Source organism: Streptomyces sp. NPDC031479, from assembly GCF_055581065.1.
In genome coordinates this window covers 50,578-71,661 of sequence record NZ_JBVIKC010000021.1, presented here as the reverse complement: position 1 = coordinate 71,661, position 21,084 = coordinate 50,578, and the positions used below count along the sequence as shown (strand labels likewise).

Annotated in this window: 15 protein-coding genes; 9 read left to right on the top strand and 6 right to left on the bottom strand. The window is 73.0% G+C overall.

The features are described from left to right. Positions 1-169 precede the first annotated feature (169 nt). Positions 170-1,024, top strand: a complete 855-nt coding sequence (locus tag ACZ5D2_RS23215) for a S1 family peptidase (protein WP_371676328.1) — start codon at positions 170-172, stop codon at positions 1,022-1,024. 198 nt (positions 1,025-1,222) lie between these two features. Here the strand turns inward: ACZ5D2_RS23215 and ACZ5D2_RS23210 are convergent, their stop codons facing one another. Further along, entirely contained in the window at positions 1,223-1,459 is a 237-nt protein-coding gene (locus ACZ5D2_RS23210) for a DUF7455 domain-containing protein (protein WP_030239625.1), read from the bottom strand. Positions 1,460-1,906: 447 nt separating this feature from the next. Between ACZ5D2_RS23210 and ACZ5D2_RS23205 the strand changes: the two genes are divergently transcribed. The 3 genes from ACZ5D2_RS23205 to ACZ5D2_RS23195 all read left to right on the top strand — a co-directional run bounded on the left by ACZ5D2_RS23205 (position 1,907) and on the right by ACZ5D2_RS23195 (position 6,244). Next, positions 1,907-4,027 carry a DNA gyrase/topoisomerase IV subunit B gene (locus tag ACZ5D2_RS23205; protein ID WP_371676327.1) on the top strand — a complete coding sequence of 707 codons (2,121 nt, stop codon included), beginning with the start codon at positions 1,907-1,909 and terminating at the stop codon, positions 4,025-4,027. 142 nt (positions 4,028-4,169) lie between these two features. Beyond that, on the top strand, positions 4,170-4,655 hold the full coding sequence (locus ACZ5D2_RS23200; protein WP_468931609.1) for a DUF485 domain-containing protein: 486 nt from the start codon (positions 4,170-4,172) through the stop codon (positions 4,653-4,655). Next, positions 4,652-6,244 (top strand): solute symporter family protein, encoded by a 1,593-nt coding sequence (locus ACZ5D2_RS23195; RefSeq protein ID WP_371676325.1) that lies wholly within the window; start codon positions 4,652-4,654, stop codon positions 6,242-6,244. Before ACZ5D2_RS23200 ends, ACZ5D2_RS23195 begins: the two co-directional genes overlap by 4 nt. Positions 6,245-6,248: 4 nt before the next feature. Here the strand turns inward: ACZ5D2_RS23195 and ACZ5D2_RS23190 are convergent, their stop codons facing one another. The 3 genes from ACZ5D2_RS23190 to ACZ5D2_RS23180 all read right to left on the bottom strand — a co-directional run bounded on the left by ACZ5D2_RS23190 (position 6,249) and on the right by ACZ5D2_RS23180 (position 10,103). Further along, positions 6,249-6,956, bottom strand: a complete 708-nt coding sequence (locus ACZ5D2_RS23190) for a DUF7342 family protein (protein WP_371676324.1) — start codon at positions 6,954-6,956, stop codon at positions 6,249-6,251. After that, positions 6,953-8,569, bottom strand: a complete 1,617-nt coding sequence (locus ACZ5D2_RS23185; protein WP_468931604.1) for a sensor histidine kinase — start codon at positions 8,567-8,569, stop codon at positions 6,953-6,955. Before ACZ5D2_RS23185 ends, ACZ5D2_RS23190 begins: the two co-directional genes overlap by 4 nt. 283 nt (positions 8,570-8,852) lie before the next feature. Continuing rightward, positions 8,853-10,103 carry a citrate synthase gene (locus ACZ5D2_RS23180; protein ID WP_371676322.1) on the bottom strand — a complete coding sequence of 417 codons (1,251 nt, stop codon included), beginning with the start codon at positions 10,101-10,103 and terminating at the stop codon, positions 8,853-8,855. A gap of 70 nt (positions 10,104-10,173) precedes the next feature. Between ACZ5D2_RS23180 and ACZ5D2_RS23175 the strand changes: the two genes are divergently transcribed. From ACZ5D2_RS23175 to ACZ5D2_RS23165, 3 genes are all read left to right on the top strand, one after another. Continuing rightward, positions 10,174-11,325 carry a citrate synthase/methylcitrate synthase gene (locus ACZ5D2_RS23175; RefSeq protein WP_371676321.1) on the top strand — a complete coding sequence of 384 codons (1,152 nt, stop codon included), beginning with the start codon at positions 10,174-10,176 and terminating at the stop codon, positions 11,323-11,325. A gap of 14 nt (positions 11,326-11,339) precedes the next feature. After that, positions 11,340-12,482, top strand: a complete 1,143-nt coding sequence (locus tag ACZ5D2_RS23170; RefSeq protein WP_371676320.1) for a CobW family GTP-binding protein — start codon at positions 11,340-11,342, stop codon at positions 12,480-12,482. A gap of 67 nt (positions 12,483-12,549) precedes the next feature. Then, entirely contained in the window at positions 12,550-13,326 is a 777-nt protein-coding gene (locus ACZ5D2_RS23165) for a hypothetical protein (protein WP_371676319.1), read from the top strand. A gap of 25 nt (positions 13,327-13,351) precedes the next feature. On the opposite strand, the gene ACZ5D2_RS23160 is transcribed toward ACZ5D2_RS23165, so the two are convergent. Beyond that, positions 13,352-15,520 (bottom strand): restriction endonuclease, encoded by a 2,169-nt coding sequence (locus ACZ5D2_RS23160; RefSeq protein ID WP_468931598.1) that lies wholly within the window; start codon positions 15,518-15,520, stop codon positions 13,352-13,354. Positions 15,521-15,622: 102 nt separating this feature from the next. Further along, on the bottom strand, positions 15,623-18,079 hold the full coding sequence (locus ACZ5D2_RS23155) for a DNA gyrase/topoisomerase IV subunit A (RefSeq protein ID WP_371676317.1): 2,457 nt from the start codon (positions 18,077-18,079) through the stop codon (positions 15,623-15,625). 239 nt (positions 18,080-18,318) lie between these two features. On the opposite strand from ACZ5D2_RS23155, the gene ACZ5D2_RS23150 reads away from it, so the two are divergent. Next, positions 18,319-19,662 (top strand): M16 family metallopeptidase, encoded by a 1,344-nt coding sequence (locus ACZ5D2_RS23150; protein WP_371681135.1) that lies wholly within the window; start codon positions 18,319-18,321, stop codon positions 19,660-19,662. Positions 19,663-19,682: 20 nt separating this feature from the next. Further along, on the top strand, positions 19,683-21,050 hold the full coding sequence (locus tag ACZ5D2_RS23145; RefSeq protein ID WP_468931671.1) for a M16 family metallopeptidase: 1,368 nt from the start codon (positions 19,683-19,685) through the stop codon (positions 21,048-21,050). Positions 21,051-21,084 lie beyond the last annotated feature (34 nt).

Sequence of the window (21,084 nt, the reverse complement as noted above, 5' to 3'; positions counted from 1 at the left end):
CGGCCGGACCGGACGGTCGAGCGGATCCGGAGCGGATCCGGAGCGGCCCCGCACCGGATCTCCACCGGCCGGGGGCGCGGGGGCCCACGACGGTGGCCGCGCGGGTGCGCCCGGCCACCGGGCGACCCACTCTGGGTGGAGTCATGCACACTCAGAGTCAGGAGGCCTCATGCGTCGTCCCTTTGCCCGTGCTCTGGCGGGCGCGCTGACCCTGGTGGCGGGAGCGGCCGTGCTGCCGCTGGCCCAGGCCCCCGGGGTGGCCGCGGACAGCGTGGTCATAGGCGGGAAGCCGGTGAACGTGGCCGACAGCCCGTGGGTCGTGGCCCTCGCCAGCCGTGACCGGTTCGGAGGTACCCGGGACGGGCAGTTCTGCGGGGGCGTCGTCGTCGCCCCGACCACGGTGGTGACCGCGGCCCACTGCCTGGGCCGGCAGGTGCTGGGCGGGACGGTCGAATCCGTCGCCGACTTCCGCGTGATCACCGGACGTACGGAGCTGCGCGCCGACGAGGGCCGCGAGATCGCGGTGCGCGCCGCCCGGGTGAACCCGGCCTACGACCCCGGGAGCAACGCCGGGGACCTGGCCGTGCTGGAACTCGCCGAGGCCGTTCCGGCGCAGTACGTGCTCCCCATGGCCGAGGACGGCCACCCGGCGTACGCCGTGGGCACCGAGGCGGCCGTGTACGGCTGGGGCGACACGAGCGGCTTCGGAGACTACGCGTACGGGCTGCGGGCGGCGCAGGTCACCGTGCTGGCCGACGACGTCTGCCGACGGGCGTACCCGGGGGACTCGGACGGCCAGTACCGGGCGGAGTCCATGGTGTGCGCCGGGGACCGGGACGGCGGCAAGGACGCCTGCCAGGGGGACAGCGGGGGTCCGCTGGTGGCCGGGGGGCGGCTGATCGGGCTGGTGTCGTGGGGGCGCGGCTGCGGGCGCGCCGACAGTCCGGGCGTGTACACCCGGATCGCCCCGTTGGTCGGATTCGTGAGCGGCGCCGAGAGGGCCGCGCGGCCCGACGGGGTATAAGGAGCCCCGCGGGGTGTCGGGAGGGGCTCCAGGAGGCCTGTGCGGCCCTGCACGGGGGTGTGGGGGCGTACGGGCCGGCCGTACGCCCGGGGAAGTGCCTCGGATATGAGGACGGGCGGCGTCCCTGGGTCTCAGAGATGCCGCCCGTCGACCGGCCTGGCCGGTCCTGGCTCGTCGGATGCGAGGTTAGGCCTTGTGTCAGCGGTCCTCGGTGTCGGCAGCATTAGCGGCCGGAGCGGACGTGAGCCGCTCGGTCTCATCCTGTATTTCCGCGGCGATCTTCTTGAGTTCCGGCTCGAACTTACGCCCGTGGTGGGCGCAGAAGAGCAGTTCACCACCGCTCAGGAGGACGACGCGCAGATATGCCTGGGCGCCGCAACGGTCGCATCGGTCAGCGGCCGTCAGCGGGGTCGCGGGTGTCAGAACAGTAGTCACGTCGCCTCTTCTCTAGCTCGACGAGCTGTCGTACCAGGGTCAACATCCAACCAGGCCGAAAACGTTCCCGCTCGCGGCTTTTCCTCGAAACTTCCTTCCGAAGCTGGCCGGCTGCTGCCGGTTGGCGGCGAAGGAGCCGTATTGCGTTGCTTTACGGTTTCGCGTTGTCAGTCGTTCGCTTGTAGCAGTTCCCGTCCTCCCCGGCGTGAGTGCCGGTTGTGCATGAGGACGTGCCCGAACCCTAAATGGTTCATGCCTGGAAGGGAACGTGATGTTTGCTTCACCCTCACGGGGGATCGAACACCCGTGCGGATCTGCACTAGGCTGAGGAAGTGACGAGGGTGGCGTTGCATCGGCTCTACCAGGCCTCGGTACCCTCTGACCGGCAGCCGAGCCACCCCTGCGCCCGACCGGGCCAGAAAAGAAATTCAGCGAGGAGCGAACTGCGTGACCGCCGACACGTCCGTGCCTTCCAGCGCGCTGCTGTCCGGAGCAGACCGGGACGGTTCCAACTACACCGCGCGGCACCTGCTCGTCCTCGAAGGCCTTGAGGCCGTTCGCAAGCGCCCCGGCATGTATATCGGCTCCACCGACAGCCGAGGCCTGATGCACTGCCTCTGGGAGATCATCGACAATTCCGTCGACGAGGCCCTGGGCGGCTACTGCGACCACATCGAGGTGATCCTCCACGAGGACGCCTCGGTCGAGGTCCGCGACAACGGCCGCGGCATCCCGGTGGACGTCGAGCCCAAGACCGGCCTGTCCGGGGTCGAGGTCGTCATGACCAAGCTGCACGCGGGCGGAAAGTTCGGCGGCGGCTCGTACGCCGCCTCCGGCGGTCTGCACGGCGTCGGCGCCTCCGTGGTCAACGCCCTCTCGGCCCGCCTGGACGTCGAGGTCGACCGGGGCAGCTCCACCCACGCCGTCAGCTTCCGCCGCGGCGTCCCCGGGTTCTTCACCGAGCAGGGCCCCGACAGCCCCTTCGACCCGGCCGGCGGCCTGCGCAAGGTCAAGCGGATCCCCAAGGGCCGCACCGGCACCCGGATCCGCTACTGGGCGGACCGGCAGATCTTCCTCAAGGACGCCCGCCTCGGCCTGGAGACGCTGTACCAGCGCGCCCGCCAGACGGCCTTCCTCGTTCCCGGCCTGACCATCGTGGTCCGCGACGAGCGGGGCATCGACGGCGCCGGCAAGACCGAGGAGACGTTCCGCTTCGACGGGGGCATCAGCGAGTTCTGCGAGTACCTCGCGCAGGACAAGGCCGTCTGCGACGTGCTGCGCCTGACCGGCACGGGCACCTTCAAGGAGACCGTCCCGGTCCTCGACGACCGCGGCCACATGACCCCCACCGAGGTCACCCGCGAGCTGGGCGTGGACATCGCCCTGCGCTGGGGCACGGGGTACGAGACCAACCTCAAGTCCTTCGTGAACATCATCGCCACTCCCAAGGGCGGTACGCACGTCTCCGGCTTCGAGCGCTCGGTCGCCAAGACCGTCAACGAGGTCCTGCGCTCGGCGAAGCTGCTGCGCGTCGCCGAGGACGACGTGGTCAAGGACGACGCGATGGAGGGCCTGACGGCCGTCGTCACCGTCCGCCTCGCCGAGCCGCAGTTCGAGGGCCAGACCAAGGAGGTCCTCGGTACCTCCGCCGCGACGCGCATCGTCGCCGCCGTCGTCGCCAAGGAGCTCAAGGCCTTCCTGACCTCCACCAAGCGCGACGACAAGCAGCAGGCCCGTGCCGTGATGGAGAAGATCGTCGCGGCCGCGCGGACCCGTATCGCGGCCCGCCAGCACAAGGAGGCGCAGCGCCGCAAGACCGCGCTGGAGTCCTCCTCGCTGCCGGCCAAGCTGGCCGACTGCCGCAGCGACGACGTGGACCGCAGCGAGCTCTTCATCGTCGAGGGGGACTCGGCCCTCGGTACGGCCAAGCTCGCCCGGAACTCCGAGTTCCAGGCCCTGCTGCCGATTCGGGGCAAGATCCTCAACGTCCAGAAGTCCTCGGTCTCGGACATGCTCAAGAACGCCGAGTGCGGAGCGATCATCCAGGTCATAGGGGCAGGCTCGGGTCGTACCTTCGACCTCGACGCCGCCCGCTACGGCAAGATCGTCCTGCTCGTCGACGCCGATGTGGACGGCGCGCACATCCGCTGCCTGCTGCTGACGCTCTTCCAGCGGTACATGCGGCCCATGGTCGAGGCGGGCCGGGTCTTCGCGGCCGTCCCGCCGCTGCACCGCATCGAGCTGGTCCAGCCCAAGCGGGGCCAGGACAAGTACGTGTACACGTACTCGGACAACGAGCTGCGCCAGACGCTGCTGGAGTACCAGCGCAAGAACGTCCGGTACAAGGACGCCATCCAGCGCTACAAGGGCCTCGGCGAGATGGACGCGGACCAGCTGGCGGAGACCACCATGGATCCCCGCTTCCGCACCCTGCGCCGGATCAACATCGGAGACCTGGACTCCGCCGAGCAGGTCTTCGACCTGCTCATGGGCAACGAGGTCGCCCCGCGCAAGGAGTTCATCACCAGCTCCGCGGCGACTCTCGACCGCTCGCGCATCGACGCCTGACCCGGACGCGGCTCCGGCACGCCGGCGCTCTTCCCTCCATCACCTGAAGGAGTGAAGAGCGCCGGACATCAGTCCTGAAAACGACCATCGAGCACATCCTTGTGGGCACGCGGCCAATGCGGCGGCGGACAAGGAGAGTTCGGTGGACAAGCACGACGGTCGCGATGCCGGAACGATCCGGCTGGACGACCCCTGGTACGACGCCCTGGCCGTGGGCTGGGGCGAGGGCGGGGAAACGGTCCCGCCCCGCCCGGACGCCGGGGGCCGGACCGCGTCCGGCGCATCCGAGATCTACCTCGAAGTGCAGCGGAGCGCCGCCTTCCAGGAGGTCCGCGGCCGCTACCGCAGGTTCGTCGTCCCCGCGACCGCCGGGTTCTTCCTCTGGTACGTGGCCTACGTGGTCGCCGCCACCACGGTGCCCGCTCTGATGGCCCGGCCCGTCTTCGGCCCGGTGAACGTGGCCCTGCTCGCGGGGCTCGGGCAGTTCCTGAGCACCTTCCTGCTGACCTGGGCCTACGCCCGCCACGCCCGCCTCAGGCGGGACCGGGCCGCACTCGACCTGCGCTGGACGGTCTTCGAGCAGGAGCGCGACCAGGGGCGGACCGCGGCCCGGGGGGAGGACCGGTGAACAGCGAGCACCAGACCCTCGCGCTGATCCTGTTCAGCGTCTTCATCGCCGTCACCCTCGGCATCACCACCTGGGTCAGCCGCAGCCGGCACGGTTCGGCCGAGGAGTTCTACGCGGGCGGGCGACTCTTCTCCCCCATGGAGAACGGTTTCGCCATCGCCGGCGACTACATGTCCGCCGCCTCCTTCCTCGGGATCTCCGGCCTGATCGCCCTGTTCGGGTACGACGGCCTGCTGTACTCCGTCGGCTTCCTCGTGGCCTGGCTCCTGGTCCTCTTCCTGGTCGCCGAGCTGGTACGCAACTGCGGCCGCTTCACCCTCGCGGACGTGGTCGCCGCCCGGATGAGCGAGCGGCCCGTACGGATCGCCGCCGGGATCTCCTCCGTCGTGGTCTCGGTGCTCTACCTGGTCGCGCAGATGGTCGGGGCGGGCAGCCTGGTGGGCCTGCTGCTCGGCAGCTCGGGCGCCGCGGCGCGGACGCTCACCGTGATCGGCGTGGGCGCCCTGATGGTGGTCTACGTCTCCTTCGGCGGGATGCGGGCCACCACCTGGATCCAGATCGTGAAGGCCGTCCTCCTGATGGGCGGGGCGATCACCCTGACCGTGCTGGTCCTGCTGCGCTTCCACGGGAACTTCGGCCAGCTGCTCACCAGCGCCGCCGATCGCAGCGGGTACGGCGCCCGCTTCCTGGGCCCCGGCCTCCGGTACGGGGGCGACTGGACCGCCCGCGTCGACTTCATGAGCCTCGGGCTCGCCCTGGTCCTGGGCACCGCGGGGCTGCCGCACATCCTGTCCCGCTTCTACACCGTGCCCACGGCGCGGGCGGCCCGCCGGTCCGTCGTCTGGGCGATCGGGCTGATCGGCGGCTTCTACCTGATGACCATCGTGCTGGGCTTCGGGGCCGCGGCGCTGCTCGGGCCGGATCAGGTGCGGGCCTCCAACGCCTCGGGGAACACGGCCGTACCGCTGCTGGCGGCCTTCCTCGGCGGGGGCGCGGAGTCCACCGGGGGCGCGGTGCTGTTCGCGTTCGTGGCCGCCATCGCCTTCGCGACCATCCTCGCCGTGGTCGCCGGGATCACCCTCGCCTCGTCCGCCTCCGTCGCGCACGACCTCTACGCCTCCCTCAAACGGCGGCACGCCCGGCAGCGCAGCGAGGTCGCCGTGGCGCGCGTCGCGGCCGTGGGGATCGGGGCGGTGGCGATCGGCCTCGGGCTGGTCGCCCAGGACCTGAACGTCGCCTTCCTGGTGGGGCTGGCCTTCGCGGTGGCGGCCTCGGCGAACCTGCCGGTGCTGCTGTACTCGCTGTTCTGGCGGGGGTTCACCACGCGGGGTGCGGTCTGGTCGGTGTACGGGGGGCTGGTCCCGGCGGTGCTGCTGGTCGTCCTGTCGCCCGTGGTCTCGGGGAGCCCCGAATCGCTCTTCCCCGGTGTCGACTTCCAGTACTTCCCGCTGCAGAACCCGGGGATCGTCTCCATCCCGCTCGGGTTCCTCGCGGGCTGGCTGGGGACGGTCACCTCGGGCGAGGAGCCGGACGAGCGCAGGCACGCGGAGACGGAGGTGCGCTCCCTGACGGGGGCCGGCGCGGTGTGAGTCCTCAGGGGCCCGCCGAGGGGACCCACGCGTAGCGGTGTTCCGGGCGGCCGGTCTCGCCGTAGCGCAGGGCCAGGGTGACGCGGCCGGCGCGGTCCAGGAGCTTCAGGTAGCGCTGAGCGGTCTGCCGGCTGATGCCGGCGCGGTCGGCGACCTGCTGGGTGGACAGGGGGCCTTCGGCGGTGCGCAGGACCTGGCGCACCAGCTCGGCGGTGGTGGGGGAGTGGCCCTTGGGGAGCTCGTTCGGGGTGCCCGCCGCGGCCAGGGCGCCGAAGATCCGGTCCACCTCGGCCTGCTCGGCCTCGCCACCGCCGGAGAGGGAGCGGCGCAGGGCGGCGTAGGCCTCCAGCCTGGCGCGCAGTCCGGTGAAGGTGAACGGCTTGACCAGGTACTGGAGGGCGCCGAGCCGCATGGCCGCCTGGACGGTGGCCAGGTCCCGGGCGGCCGTGACCATGATCACGTCGGTGTGGTGGCCCAGCTGGCGCATGCGGCGCACGAGGTCGAGGCCGTTCTCGTCCGGCAGGTAGTGGTCGAGGAGGACCAGGTCCACGGGCCTGGTGGTGAGGAACTCCAGCGCCTCGGCCGCCGAGTGGGCCCGGCCGGCCACGCGGAAACCGGGAACCTTGGCCACGTACGCCTCGTTGATCCGGGCAACACGCATGTCGTCGTCGACGACCAGTACGGCCAGCTCACCGCTCGGGGTCCCGTTCACCGCAGGGCCTCCGGGAGCACGACGGAGAACTCCGCCCCTCCGTCCGAGGCTGCCCCGGCCCGCGCGCTGCCGCCCTGCCGCTCCGCGAGGCGGCGTACGAGGGCGAGTCCGAGGCCGCGTTCGCGGTGGGCCTCGGGCTGCTTGGTCGACCAGCCCTCGGTGAAGATCTCCTCGTGGCGCCCGGCGGGGACGCCCGGGCCGCTGTCGCGCACCCGCAGCACGGCGGTGCGGCCCTCGGCGTGGAGGTCGACCTCCACCATGGGTGCGGCCGAGCCCGCCGTCGCGTCCAGGGCGTTGTCCACCAGGTTGCCGAGGATCGTGACGAGGCCTCCCGGGTCCACCAGGCGGTCGGGGAGGAAGGCGGTCGGAGCGAGCCGCAGGGGGACGCCCCGTTCCGCGGCGACGGTGGCCTTGCCGACCAGCAGGGCGGCCAGCAGCGGGTCGTGGACCTTCTCGGTGACCTGCTCGGCGGTGCTGCGGTGCACTCCCGCGACCTCGTTCACGAAGGCGACGGCCTCCTCGTGCAGTCCCAGTTCGAGCAGGCCGAGGAGGGTGTGGAGGCGGTTGGCGTGCTCGTGGTCCTGGGCGCGCAGGGCGTCGATCAGGCCCTTCGTGGAGTCCAGCTCGCGGCTCAGGTGCTCCACCTCGGTACGGTCGCGCAGGGTGGCGACGGCGCCGCCGTCGTCGGTCGGCATCCGGTTGGCGACCAGGACCCGCGGGCCCTGGACGGTGAGCAGGTCGCGTCCGGTGACGCGGCCGGCGAGGACGTCGCTGGTGCGGCCCGGACCGAGGAGCTCGTCGAGCGGGCGCCCGGCGAGGGTGCGGGCGGTGTCGGGGGAGAGCCCCAGCAGCCGGGCGGCCTCGTCGTTGACGAGCCGTACGCGGTCGTCGCCGTCGAGGGCGATCACGCCCTCGCGGATGGAGTGCAGCATGGCCTCGCGTTCCGCGAGGAGACCGGCGATGTCGGAGAACGCGAGGTCGCGGGTCTGCCGCTGGATCCGGCGGGACAGCAGGTAGGCGGCGAGCGCTCCGGCGGCCAGGGCTCCGCCGGCGTAGGCGAGCAGTCCGGGGATGGCGCCGAGGAGCCGCTCGCGCACGCTGTCGTAGGGGATGCCGACGGAGACGGCGCCGACGATCGCGCCGTCGGCGGCGACCAGGGGGACCTTTCCGCGGGCCGAGCGGCCGAGGGTGCCCTCGTCGATCTCCATGACGTCGTGTCCCGCCAGGGCGTCGCCGGGGTCGGTGGAGACGGGCAGCCCGATGCGGTCGGGGCTGGGGTGGGAGCGGCGGATGCCCTTCAGGTCCACGACGACCACGTACTCGGCTCCGGTGGCGCTGCGGATCCGCTCCGCCGCGGCCTGTACGGGCGTGTCCGGGAACGGCCCCGACCTCAGGAGGTCGGAGGCCAGGGCCGGGTCCGCCGCCGCGCTCTGGGCGATGGCCAGCGCGCGGCGCATGGCCTGGTCGTCCAGCTGGACGCTGAGCGGGGCGAGGAAGAGCCCGGTGGCCAGCACGAGGACCCCGGCGGCGATGGCCAGCTGGGTGAGCAGGATCTGCGAGACGGCCCGTCGGGGCAGCCCGAGGCGTGGGGCACTCGTGGGGAGGAACCGCATGACCAGTAACCGTAGGTCGGCGACGGCGTAAGCGGAATGCCTGGGTTCTCCCGGTGCGGGTGGCGGCGGGTAGGGGGCCGTCCGGCGCGGCCCGCTCCCACGGTTCGCTGCGGCCGAAGTGGGTGTCGCGCGGCTCCTGGACGTCGAGGAGGTACTGCGGTGGCGCCTTCCCGTGGACGATGCGCTCCAGGTGGCCCCGCCCCGCTCGTCCCGTCCGCCCGTCCGCCCGTCCGCCCGTCCGCCCGTCCGCCCGTCCCGTCAGTGGCCGGGGCGGCCAGACCCGTCACGGCAGTGGCCGGGGCGGCCGCGGGCCGTCGTAGTGGCCGCTCGGCCGCATGCGCAGGGGGCGCTCCTGGTACTCCTCCAGCGCGTGTGCGATCCAGCCCGCCGTCCGGGCCACCGCGAACACCGTTTCCCCGGCCTCGGCGGGCATGGCGCAGGACACCGTCAGCACCGCGAGGGCCAGGTCCACGTTCGGGTGCAGTCCGTGCCGGGCCATCACGGTGGCCACGTCCCGGGCCGCGCCCAGCGCCGGACCGGCCTGGGGGAGCCCCTCCAGCCGGCCGAACAGGGCCCGCGCCCGCGGATCCTCCCCGCGGTACAGGCGGTGGCCGAGGCCGGGGACCCGCCGCCCGGCGCGCAGGTACTCCGCCACCACCGGCGCGGCGCCGCCCCGTTCCAGGACCTCCGTCACCATCCGGTGCGCCAGCCGCCCGGCCGCCCCGTGCAGGGGGCCCTCCAGTGCGCCCAGCCCGGCCGAGACCACCGCGTAGGGATGGGCCCGCGCCGAGGCGGCCACCCGCACCGCGAGGGTGGAGGCGGCCAGGTCGTGGTCGACCAGCAGCGCCAGCGCCAGGTCCAGCACGTCCAGGGCCGCCGGGTCGGGATCCACGGCCGTCAGCCGGGACCACAGTTCCCAGGCGAGCCGTCCGTCCCCGACGCGGGCCGGGGCGGCCTGCGGCAGGGCGCCGACCAGCGTCGGCACGAGGCAGCGCGCCGAACCCAGTACGGCCTCCTCGGACAGGTCGAAGCGGAGCGGGTCCGCCACCGCCGCCGCGGTGACGGCGACCCGCAGCCGGTCCAGGGGGCCGCTGTGCTCCGGCAGGGCGGCCACCGCCCGGCGGGCCGCGGCGAGCGCCTCCGGGGGAGCGGCGAACCGGGCCCCGTGCGGCAGGCTCCCCGTCCACAGCCACTCGGCGACCTCCTCGTAGGCGTACCGCGAGGCCAGTTCGACGGCGTCCACGCCCCGGAAGAAGTACCGGTCGGCCTCGATGAGTGTGAGCGAGGTGCGGACGGAGAGCTCCCCGGGCGGGCCCGCCGCCTCACGGCGGCTGCGCCGGGCCAGTGCCTCCACCTCGCGCGCGTCGAAGCTGCTGCCCCGGCCGACCGGGTCGCGGCGGCTGCTGAGCTGGCCGCGGCTGACGTAGGCGTACACGGTGGCCGGTTTCACGCCCAGGAGGCGGGCGGCCTCCTGGGTCGTGAGCCGCCGGGTTCCCTCGGCGGCGGGAGGGCCGTCGGCTGCGTGATCAGACATGACACTCAGCCTACATACATTGATTGAATCAATATTGACAAGGATTGAGTCAAGGATGGATGGTCGATTCATGAACACCACCGTCGAAGTACCCCGCGGTCTCGCGGGAGTCGTGGTCACCGAGACCCAGCTCGGTGACGTCCGGGGCCTGGAAGGCTTCTACCACTACCGCCAGTACTCGGCCGTCGAGCTCGCCGAGAGCCGCACCTTCGAGGACGTCTGGCACCTGATGTTCCGCGGTGCGCTGCCCGCCGACCGTGCCGGGCGGGACGCCTTCGCCGCCGAGATCGCGCCACTGCGCCACCTGCCCGCCGACGTGCGGGACGCCCTGCCCGCCCTCGCCCGCGCCACCGCCGCCTCCGGGCCGCTCGCCGGGCTGCGCACCGCCCTCTCGCTGCTCGGCGCCACCGCCGGCTTCCGCCCGGTCTACGACCTCACCCCCGAGGCCCGCGCCGCCGACGCGCTCGCCGCCTGCGCCGCCGTGCCGACGCTGCTCACGGCTCTGCACCGGCTGGGCCGCGGCCTGGAGCCCGTGGAGCCGCGCGACGACCTCCCGTACGCCGCCAATCACCTCTGGATGCTGACCGGCGAGGAGCCCGACCCGGTCCGGGCCCGCGCCGTCGAGCGGTACCTCGTCTCGACGGTCGACCACGGCTTCAACGCCTCCACCTTCACCGCCCGCGTGATCGCCTCCACCGGCGCGGACGTCGCGGCCTGTCTGACCGGTGCGATCGGCGCGCTCTCCGGACCGCTCCACGGGGGCGCGCCCAGCCGGGCCCTGGACACCCTCGACGCCATCGGCACGGTGGAGCGGATCGGGCCGTGGATCCGGGAGCGGGTGCTCGCCGGGGACCGGATCATGGGCTTCGGGCACCCCGTCTACCGCACCGAGGACCCGCGCTCCCGGATGCTGCGGGGCATCGCGCGGGACTTCGGCGGGCCGCTCGTGGACTTCGCCGTGGAGGTCGAGCGGCAGGTGGAGGAGATCCTCGCCGAACTCAAGCCGGGCCGCGAGCTGCACACCAACGTCGAATTCTACGCGGGCGTGGTCATGGAGCTGTGCGGGCTGCCGCGCGAGATGTTCACCCCCACCTTCTGCGCGGCCCGGGTGGTCGGCTGGAGTGCGAACATCCTCGAACAGGCCGCCGACCCGAAGATCATCCGGCCGGCCGCGCGCTACGCCGGCCCGACCCCGCCCCGGCCGGTCCCCCCGCTGGGCTGACTACGATCGTCCGGGTGAACAGCAGGCAGCCCGCTCCCCCCGCCCGGACCGTTCCGGTCGTCGTCCTCTCCGGATTCCTCGGTTCCGGCAAGACCACGGTGCTCAACCACTTGCTCGCCCACCGTGCGGGGACCCGGATCGGGGTCGTCGTCAACGACTTCGGGTCGATCGAGATCGACGCGATGTCCGTGGCCGGGCAGGTCGGCGACTCGATGGTCTCGCTCGGCGGCGGCTGCCTGTGCTGCGCGGTCGACGGCAGCGAACTGGACGCGTACCTGGAGAAGCTCGCCGCACCCGTCCACCGGATCGACGTGATCGTCATCGAGGCCAGCGGACTCGCCGAGCCGCAGGAGATGGTCCGGATGCTCGTGGCCAACGAGAATCCGGCCGTCCGCTACGGCGGCCTGGTGCAGGTCGTCGACGCGGCCGAGTTCGACGCGACCCGGGCCGCGCACCCCGAGACCGACCGCCACCTGGCCGTCGCCGACCTCGTGGTGCTGAACAAGACCGACCGCGTGGACGCCGCCGAACGGGCCCGCGTCGAGCGGGAACTCGCCGCGCTCTGCGCCCCGGGCATCCCCGTGGTCGCTGCCGAACACGGGCGGATCGACCCGGAGCTGCTCTTCGACCGCCGGCCCTGGTCGCGGACCCGGGGGCAGCTGTCCTTCGAGGACCTGCTCACGGAGGCCGCGGAACACGAGCACACCGACGGGCAGGACCACCACGGCCACCTGCACGCGGCCTACGAGGCGGTCGAGTTCACCTCGCACGAGGCGCTCTCCCCGCGCCGCCTCATCGACTTCCTCGACCGCCGCCCGTCCGGCCTCTACCGGATCAAGGGCTTCGTCTGGTTCGGCGTCCCCGGCCACCAGGAGCGTTACGAGGTCCACTCGGTCGGCCGCTTCCTGCGCTTCGCCCCCGGCCCCTGGGGGCGGGGGGAGCCGCGCCGGACGCAGCTCGTCCTGATCGGCTCCGCCCTCGACGGCCCCGGGCTGCTGCACGAGCTGGCCGACTGCGAGGAGGAGGACCCGCGGAACACTCCGCCGGAGAGCATGTGGGGCGTGCTGCGGTACGTGGACCGGGCCGCGGACGCGACGGACGCGGACGCGACGGCCGGGGACGCCGGACCGGAAGGGGACGCCGCAACCGGCGAGTGAGCCGGACCCGGCGGCCGGGACGGTCGGCGCCCTTACGCCCGCCGGGTGTTGCTGGGACGCTGGACGGATGGTCGCGGACGGGGAAGACCGGCGGCTCGCGGGCCGGGCGGGGACATGGACCGGGATCTGGGCGGGCGCGTGGACGGTGGCCCTCACCGGCGTCTTCACCGGGCTGGCACGGCTGTTCATGCTGTGGGACCTGCACACCAGGGCCGACTCCGGGCTCTCCCGCGTCCAGGGACCGGCCTGGATGTACCTCGCGCTGGCCGTGATCGTCGGCTTCGGCCTCCTCGCGGCCTCCCCGGGGCTGAGCCCGCGCGGGGTCCGGACGGCCGGGGTCGCCGCCGGGGTGCTCTACGTCGGGACGGTCACGCTGGCGTACGGCTGGTCGGCGCGGGCCGCCGACGGGATCCTGCGGGACCGGGGAGTGGCGTACCCCGCCGTGGTCACCGCCACCTGGACCCGCGGGAACCCCGACACGGGGGAGGTGTACCTGGCGGACGTGCGGCTGGAGGACGGCCGGACCCTCACCCTCGCCGCGTCGCCGAGCTTCTTCCGCGGGGCCGAGTGGGCCCGGGAGCACCCGGTGGGCACCGCGTCGGAGGTGACCGTGGACCCCGAGGGCGTGGCCCAGCCGCGGTTCGGTCCGCCGCCGACGGGCGCCGCCGTGGGCTGGCCGGCCGCCGGGGCCGGGGCGCTGGCCGCGGCCTCCCTGGCGGCGGCCCTCCCCCTGGGCGCCCGTACCGCGGCCCGCCGCGCCCGGCGGGCCGGGGGACCCGGGTCCCGGGACGCGGTCCCCCACGGCCGTGGCCACCGCGACGGGCCGCGCCCCGGAGGGGCCTGACGGACGCACGGGGCGACGGCTCCGGTCACGCCACCTCGACCCCGTACTCCCGCAACAGGTCCTCCAGACCGCCGCGGTAGCCCTTGCCGCCGATCACGAACTTCCAGTCGCCGTTCGGGCGGCGCCGGAAGGAGCCCAGGACCAGGGCCGTCTCGCCCGCCCTGCCGTCCGAGACCTCCAGCTGGTCGATCTCCCCTCCGGCCGCGTCCAGCAGCCGGATCCGGGCGTCGGTGAACCCCGCCAGGTCCGCGTCCGGATCGGCCTCCGGGTCGATCGCGGCGACCAGCACCAGGCGGTCGGCGCGCTGCGGCAGGGCGTCGAAGCCGACCTCGACGGCGGCCTTGTCGGGCGCCGTGTGCGGACGGGAACGCACCGAACCGTCCGGGGTCTGCGGGTTGTTGAAGAACACGAAGTGGTCCTCGCTCAGCACCCGGCCGCCCTCGCAGACCAGCGCGCACACGTCCAGCGCGACCCGGCCCGACCAGTACATCCCCAGCACGTTGCGGTCGGCCGCGACGGGCGGCGGTTCCAGGGGCAGGGCCGGGACGGTGTCGGCGGCCGGATCCGACCTCCGCGCAGCCGCCCCCGCGGCCGGCCGGGTCGCCCGCTGGGCCGGTACGGCGGCCTCCCCGGTGCTCCCGCCCAGTCGCCCCCGCAGTCCGTACCGGTGCAGCAGCTCGACCAGTTCGGCCCCGGGAACCAACTCCAGCGGCTTGCCGTTGGCAAAGGTGTACGACCCGGGCCCGAAGGACGCGGTGGTGACCAGCACCCCCTTGTTCGCCCCTTTGTCCTGGACCGTGCCGTACAGATCACGCACGGCCGTCGGCGGCACCGTGTTCCGGTAGCGCTTGACCTGCACCACGATCCGCCCGCCCCGGATCGGGGCCGGGTCCAGCGCCTCGACGTCCACACCGCCGTCGCCCGACCGCTGCGTGGTCACCGCCTCCATGCCCATCGCCCGGAACAGCTCCGCCACCAGGTTCTCGAAGGCGATCGGGTCCATCACGAAGAGGTCGGGCTCCTCCTCGCCGTCCGCGTGCCCGCCGTGGCTGACGACCCCGCCGGCGCCGCCGACCTCGCCCGGCCTGCGGCCCGCCCGTACGGCCGTCAGCTGGTCCGGCCGCGCCGACAACTGCCCGCGCAGGCCGTCCGTCAGACAGTCCACGGCGCTCACCTGCTCCAGCCGCAGCCCGGAGAAGGCGGAGTGCGGGACCTGCACGGTCGTCAGGACGAGCTGTGCCTCCCGGCCGGTCACCGGATCGTGGTCGTCCACGAACCCGTTGACGACCACCGACTCCAGCGCCCCGAACTCGTCCGCCGCGTACACCTCGCGCAGCACCAGCAACACGCACTGGGCCAGCAGGTCCCGGTAGAGCGCCCGGCGCTGGGTCGCCGGCCGGGCGGTCTCCTTGTCCTGGTCCGTGCCCGCCACGTACCGCACGGACTTCGTCTCCGGCACGGCCTCGTACCGGGGCAGCTCCCAGTCCAGCACGAGCTGCCGCGCCGCCGGGTCGTACGCCGCCGAGACCTGGCGGGGCAGCTCCTCGGGCCAGGCCGTGGAGGCGTACAGCGCCGCCGAGAAGTACTCCACCGCCGCCTCGGGATCTCCCGCGCGCAGCGCGTCGGCCAGTTCGGTGAGACCGCCGTTGTGGCGGCGGATCCCGGCGAGCTGCTCCGCCGCCCACCGGTCGTACTGCTGCCGGTACGCGGCCAGCTGCCGCAGCCGCTCCTGCTCCGCTGCGTGCGCGGCCTGCCATGCCTGCGTGTACCGGTCGTGGGCCTCCCGCTCGGCCTGGGCGCGACGTCCCGAGCCGAGGGTCCAGCCGCTGCTCTGCTGCTGGAACTGGTGGAGCTGGGGCATCGGCACCGGGTGGGCGAGGGTGCCGGGGGCGAAGGCTTCGAGCCGCTCGTCGCGGATCAGGGAGGCCATCCGGAAGGCCGGTGCCCGGCAGCCGGTGGCCAGCAGCCCCTGCAGGGCGGCGACCTCGGCTTCGAGCTGCTCGGTGCGCCGCCGGGCCTCGGCCTCCCGGTGCTGTCTGTAGGCGGCCTGCTGCTCCCGCCGGTCCCGGGCGACGTCCCGCTCGTAGGCCCGCTGCCGGCGCTCGGCCTCACGCTGCTGGATCAACTGCGTCCGCTGCTGCTGCCGCTGGGCCTCCGCCCAGACCCCGATCAATCCGCTCGACCGACGACTCATCAGCTCTGTTCTCCCCCCACCCGCGTGTACGGGGAAAACACTAGTCGGGTCGCAGGGCGGGCGGTCCGGGATCCGCACGGACCGCCCGCCCCGCACCTTCCGCTACAGCGCGCCGCCCGCCAGTGCCTGGACGTCGGCCGGCAGCGCGGCGCCCGAGCCGTCGCGACGCGGGTCCACCGCCGGCAGCGCGGCCGGAGTGCCGTTCGCCGAGGCGGCGCGGACCGGGGCGTTGCCCGCCCAGGCCAGCACCAGCAGGTCCTCGCCCTTCAGGAACCGCTGGCAGCGCACACCACCCGTGGCGCGCCCCTTGCGCGGGTACTGGTCGAACGGGGTGAGCTTGCCGGAGCGCACCGAGTCGTCCAGGGTGCCGTGCGAGCCCGCCACGCTGAACACCACGGCGTCCCGCGCCGGGTCCACCGCCGAGAAGTGGATCACCTTGGCGTTCTCGGAGAGCTTGATGCCCGCCATACCGCCCGCCGGGCGGCCCTGCGGGCGCACCTGACCCGCCGGGTAGCGCAGCAGCTGGGCGTCGTCGGTGATGAAGACCAGGTCCTCCTCGCCGGTGCGCAGTTCGACCGCGCCGACGATCCGGTCGCCGTCCTTGAGGGTGATGACCTCCAGCTCGTCCTTGTTGGCCGGGTAGTCCGGCACGACCCGCTTGACCACGCCCTGCTCGGTGCCCAGGGCCAGGCCCTGCGAGGACTCGTCCAGCGAGGTCAGGCAGATCACCGTCTCGTCGGCCTCCAGCCCGGAGACGAACTCCGCGACCGGGGCGCCGCCCGCCAGGTTCGGCGCGGCGTGGGTGTCCGGGAGCTGCGGCAGGTCGATCACCGACAGCCGCAGCAGGCGCCCGTAGGAGGTCACCACGCCCACGTCGGCCCGCGCGGTGGCGGCCACCTGCGAGACGATCAGGTCGTGCTTGGCGCGGGAGCCGCCCTCCTCCTCGGGCAGCGGGTCGGCGTTGGCGGTACGGGCCAGCAGACCGGTGGACGACAGCAGCACCCGGCAGGGGTCGTCGGCGACCTCCAGCGGGACCGCGGCGACCGCAGTGCCCGCCGACTCCAGCAGCACGGTGCGGCGCTCGGTTCCGAACTTCTTCGCGACGGCGGCGAGTTCACTGGAGACCAGCTTGCGCAGCTCGCTGTCCGAGTCGAGGATCCCGGTCAGTTCGTCGATCTCGCCCGTCAGCCGGTCGCGCTCGGACTCCAGCTCGATCCGGTCGAAGCGGGTGAGGCGGCGCAGCGGGGTGTCGAGGATGTACTGGGTCTGGATCTCGCTCAGGGAGAAGCGCTCCATCAGGCGCTCCTTGGCCTGCGCGGAGTTGTCGCTGTCCCGGATGATCCGGATGACCTCGTCGATGTCGACCAGGGCCACCAGCAGGCCCTCGACCAGGTGCAGGCGGTCGCGCCGCTTGCCGCGGCGGAACTCGCTGCGGCGCCGCACGACCTCGAAGCGGTGGTCGAGGTAGACCTCCAGCAGCTCCTTGAGGCCCAGCGTCAGCGGCTGGCCGTCGACCAGGGCGACGTTGTTGATGCCGAAGGACTCCTCCATCGGCGTCAGCTTGTACAGCTGCTCCAGTACGGCCTCCGGGTGGAAGCCGTTCTTGATCTCGATGACCAGGCGCAGGCCGTGCGAGCGGTCGGTGAGGTCCTTGACGTCGGCGATGCCCTGGAGCTTCTTCGAGCCGACCAGGTCCTTGATCTTCGCGATGACCTTCTCGGGGCCGACCGTGAAGGGCAGTTCGGTGACGACCAGGCCCTTGCGGCGCGGGGTCACGTCCTCCACGGCCACGGTGGCGCGGATCTTGAACGTGCCGCGACCGTTCTCGTAGGCGTCCTTGATCCCGGACAGACCCACGATCCGTCCGCCCGTGGGCAGGTCGGGGCCCGGAACGAAGCGCATCAGCGCCTCCAGGTCGGCCTCCGGGTAGCGGATCAGGTGGCGGGCGGCCGCGATGACCTCGCCCAGGTTGTGCGGGGCCATGTTGGTGGCCATGCCGACGGCGATCCCGGAGGCGCCGTTGACCAGCAGGTTCGGGTAGGCGGCGGGGAGGGCGACGGGCTCGCGCTCCTGGCCGTCGTAGTTGGCGGTGAAGTCGACGGTGTCCTCGTCGATCGACTCCGTCATCAGCGACGTCGCGTCGGCCATCTTGCACTCGGTGTAACGCATCGCGGCCGGCGGGTCGTCGTTGCCGAGCGAGCCGAAGTTGCCGTGGCCGTCGACCAGCGGCAGCCGCATCGAGAAGGGCTGGGCCATGCGCACGAGGGCGTCGTAGATCGAGGCGTCACCGTGCGGGTGCAGCTTGCCCATGACCTCGCCGACGACACGGGCGCACTTCACGTACCCGCGGTCGGGGCGCAGGCCCATCTCGTTCATCTGGTAGACGATGCGCCGGTGCACCGGCTTCATGCCGTCCCGGGCGTCGGGCAGGGCCCGGGAGTAGATCACGGAGTACGCGTACTCAAGGAAGGAGCCCTGCATCTCATCGACGACGTCGATGTCGAGGATCTTCTCCTCGAAGTCCTCCGGCGGCGGGGTCTTCGTGCTGCGGCGGGCCATCGCTGCGCGGCTCCTTAACCAAGGTTCGGGGTGTACGGGTGCCGGACGGGTCCGTCCGGGCGGGTGTCGACGCGGACCATTGTGGCCCGAGGCACCGACAACGCCGACTCCGACCCCGGGGACACCCCGGACGGAGTCCGGGGGCGGGACCCGGGAACTTCTCCGGTGGCCGACGCGCTTGCATACAGTGGCAGGTCTGACAGAAATCTCTGCATCGCGATCGAAGGGACCACATGCCCATGGGTCACACGGCCACAGCTCAGGCCGGCTCCGGCGGCCTGACAGCGACCGAGCACCGGCTGGCCAACGGCCTGCGCGTGGTGCTGTCCGAGGACCACCTCACCCCGGTCGCCGCCGTCTGCCTCTGGTACGACGTCGGCTCGCGCCACGAAGTCAAGGGCCGGACCGGTCTGGCTCACCTCTTCGAGCACCTGATGTTCCAGGGCTCGGCGAGCGTGGCGGGCAACGGGCACTTCGAGCTGGTCCAGGGCGCCGGCGGCTCCCTGAACGGCACCACCAGCTTCGAGCGCACCAACTACTTCGAGACGATGCCGGCCCACCAGCTGGAGCTCGCCCTGTGGCTGGAGGCGGACCGCATGGGTTCGCTGCTGGCCGCCCTGGACGAGGAGTCCATGGAGAACCAGCGCGACGTCGTCAAGAACGAACGCCGCCAGCGCTACGACAACGTGCCGTACGGCACCGCCTTCGAGAAGCTGACCGCCCTCGCCTACCCCGAGGGCCACCCGTACCACCACACCCCGATCGGCTCGATGGCCGACCTGGACGCCGCGTCCCTGGAGGACGCGCGCAACTTCTTCCGTACGTACTACGCGCCCAACAACGCCGTCCTGTCGGTCGTGGGCGACATCGACCCCGAGACGACGCTCGCGTGGGTCGAGAAGTACTTCGGCACCATCCCGGCGCACGACGGCAAGCAGCCGCCGCGCGACGGCTCGCTCCCCGAGGTCATGGGCGGGCAGCTCCGTGAGGAGATCGTCGAGGAGGTCCCGGCCCGCGCGCTGATGGCCGCCTACCGGCTGCCGCACGACGGCACCCGTGAGTGCGACGCCGCCGACGTGGCGCTGACCGTACTGGGCGGCGGCGAGTCCTCCCGCCTGCACAACCGCCTGGTCCGCCGTGACCAGAGCGCCGTGGCGGCCGGTTTCGGCCTGCTGCGCCTGGCCGGCGCGCCCTCACTGGGCTGGCTCGACGTCAAGACCTCCAGCGGCGTCGAGGTGCCCGCCATCGAGGCGGCCGTCGACGAGGAGCTCGCGCGGTTCGCCGCGGAGGGCCCCACGGCCGAGGAGATGGAGCGTGCCCAGGCACAGCTGGAGCGGGAGTGGCTGGACCGGCTGAGCACGGTGGCCGGCCGGGCCGACGAACTGTGCCGCTTCGCGGTGCTGTTCGGCGACCCGCAGCTGGCGCTGACCGCCGTCCGGCGGGTCCTGGACATCACCGCCGAGGAGGTGCAGGCCGTGGCCGCGGCCCGGCTGCGCCCCGACAACCGCGCGGTGCTGGTCTACGAGCCGCTGCCCGGTTCCGACGAGTCCGACGAGAACGAGAACGAGGGGGCGGAGCAGTGAGCGACACCGCAGCCGTCACGATGACCGTCCACCCGCGCCCGCAGGCCGGCGAGGCCAAGCCCTGGGCCTTCCCGGCCCCCGTGCGCGGCACCCTCGCCAACGGCCTGACCCTGCTGCGCTGCCACCGCCCGGGCCAGCAGGTCGTCGCGGTCGAGGTCAACCTCGCCGCCCCGCTGGACGCCGAGCCCCAGGGCCTCGACGGGGTGGCCACCATCATGGCCCGCGCCCTGTCGGAGGGCACCGACAAGCACACCGCGGAGGAGTTCGCCGCCGAGCTGGAGCGCTGCGGCGCCACGCTCGACGCGCACGCCGACCACCCCGGCCTGCGGGTCTCGCTGGAGGTGCCCGCCTCCCGCCTGCACAAGGCCCTCGGCCTGCTCGCCGAGGCGCTGCGCGCGCCCGCCTTCGCCGACAACGAGGTCGACCGCCTGGTGCGCAACCGGCTCGACGAGATCCCGCACGAGCTGGCCAACCCGCAGCGCCGTGCCGCCAAGCAGCTCTCCAAGGAGCTCTTTCCGGCCACGCTGCGCATGTCCCGCCCCCGCCAGGGCACCGAGGAGACCGTCGCGCGGATCGACTCCGCGGCCGTACGCGCCTTCTACGAGGCCCACGTGCGCCCCGCCACCGCCACCGCGGTGGTCGTCGGCGACCTGACCGGCATCGATCTGGACGCCGTGCTGGCCGACACCCTGGGCACCTGGACGGGGAACTCCGCCGAACCGCTGCCGGTTCCGCCCGTGACGGCCGACGACACCGGCCGCGTGGTCATCGTGGACCGGCCCGGAGCGGTCCAGACGCAGCTGCTGATCGGCCGGATCGGTCCCGACCGGCACGACATCGTCTGGGCGCCCCAGGTGCTCGGCACGTACTGCCTCGGCGGCACCCTCACCTCCCGCCTGGACAAGGTGCTGCGCGAGGAGAAGGGCTACACCTACGGGGTGCGCGCCTTCGGCCAGGTGCTGCGCTCCACCGCCGACGGCAAGGGCGCCTCGATGCTCGCCATCAGCGGGTCCGTGGACACCCCCAACACCGGCCCGGCGCTGGAGGACCTCTGGAAGGTGCTGCGCACGCTCGCCGCGGAGGGCCTGACCGACGCCGAACGCGACGTGGCCGTGCAGAACCTGGTGGGCGTGGCCCCGCTGAAGTTCGAGACGGCGGCGTCCGTCGCGGGCACCCTCGCCGACCAGGTGGAGCAGGAGCTGCCGGACGACTACCAGGCGCGGTTGTACGCCCGGCTGGCCGAAACCGGTACGGCGGAGGCCACTTCGGCGGTCGTGAGCGCCTTCCCGGTGGACCGGCTCGTCACGGTCCTGGTGGGTGACGCCGCGCAGATCGAGGAGCCCGTGCGGGCGCTCGGCATCGGCGAGGTCACCGTCGTCACCAACTGACGTCCGTGGCGTCGGTGTTCGGGCTTCGGGGCCG

Bases quoted from the DNA above. Each gene is read 5' to 3' on its own strand.
- ACZ5D2_RS23165 (WP_371676319.1), top strand. From the start codon at position 12,550: ATGGTCGCGGACGGGGAAGACCGGCGGCTCGCGGGCCGGGCGGGGACA.
- ACZ5D2_RS23145 (WP_468931671.1), top strand. From the start codon at position 19,683: ATGACCGTCCACCCGCGCCCGCAGGCCGGCGAGGCCAAGCCCTGGGCC.
- ACZ5D2_RS23150 (WP_371681135.1), top strand. From the start codon at position 18,319: ATGGGTCACACGGCCACAGCTCAGGCCGGCTCCGGCGGCCTGACAGCG.
- ACZ5D2_RS23175 (WP_371676321.1), top strand. From the start codon at position 10,174: ATGAACACCACCGTCGAAGTACCCCGCGGTCTCGCGGGAGTCGTGGTC.
- ACZ5D2_RS23215 (WP_371676328.1), top strand. From the start codon at position 170: ATGCGTCGTCCCTTTGCCCGTGCTCTGGCGGGCGCGCTGACCCTGGTG.
- ACZ5D2_RS23180 (WP_371676322.1), bottom strand. From the start codon at position 10,103: ATGTCTGATCACGCAGCCGACGGCCCTCCCGCCGCCGAGGGAACCCGG.
- ACZ5D2_RS23185 (WP_468931604.1), bottom strand. From the start codon at position 8,569: ATGCGGTTCCTCCCCACGAGTGCCCCACGCCTCGGGCTGCCCCGACGG.
- ACZ5D2_RS23160 (WP_468931598.1), bottom strand. From the start codon at position 15,520: ATGAGTCGTCGGTCGAGCGGATTGATCGGGGTCTGGGCGGAGGCCCAG.
- ACZ5D2_RS23155 (WP_371676317.1), bottom strand. From the start codon at position 18,079: ATGGCCCGCCGCAGCACGAAGACCCCGCCGCCGGAGGACTTCGAGGAG.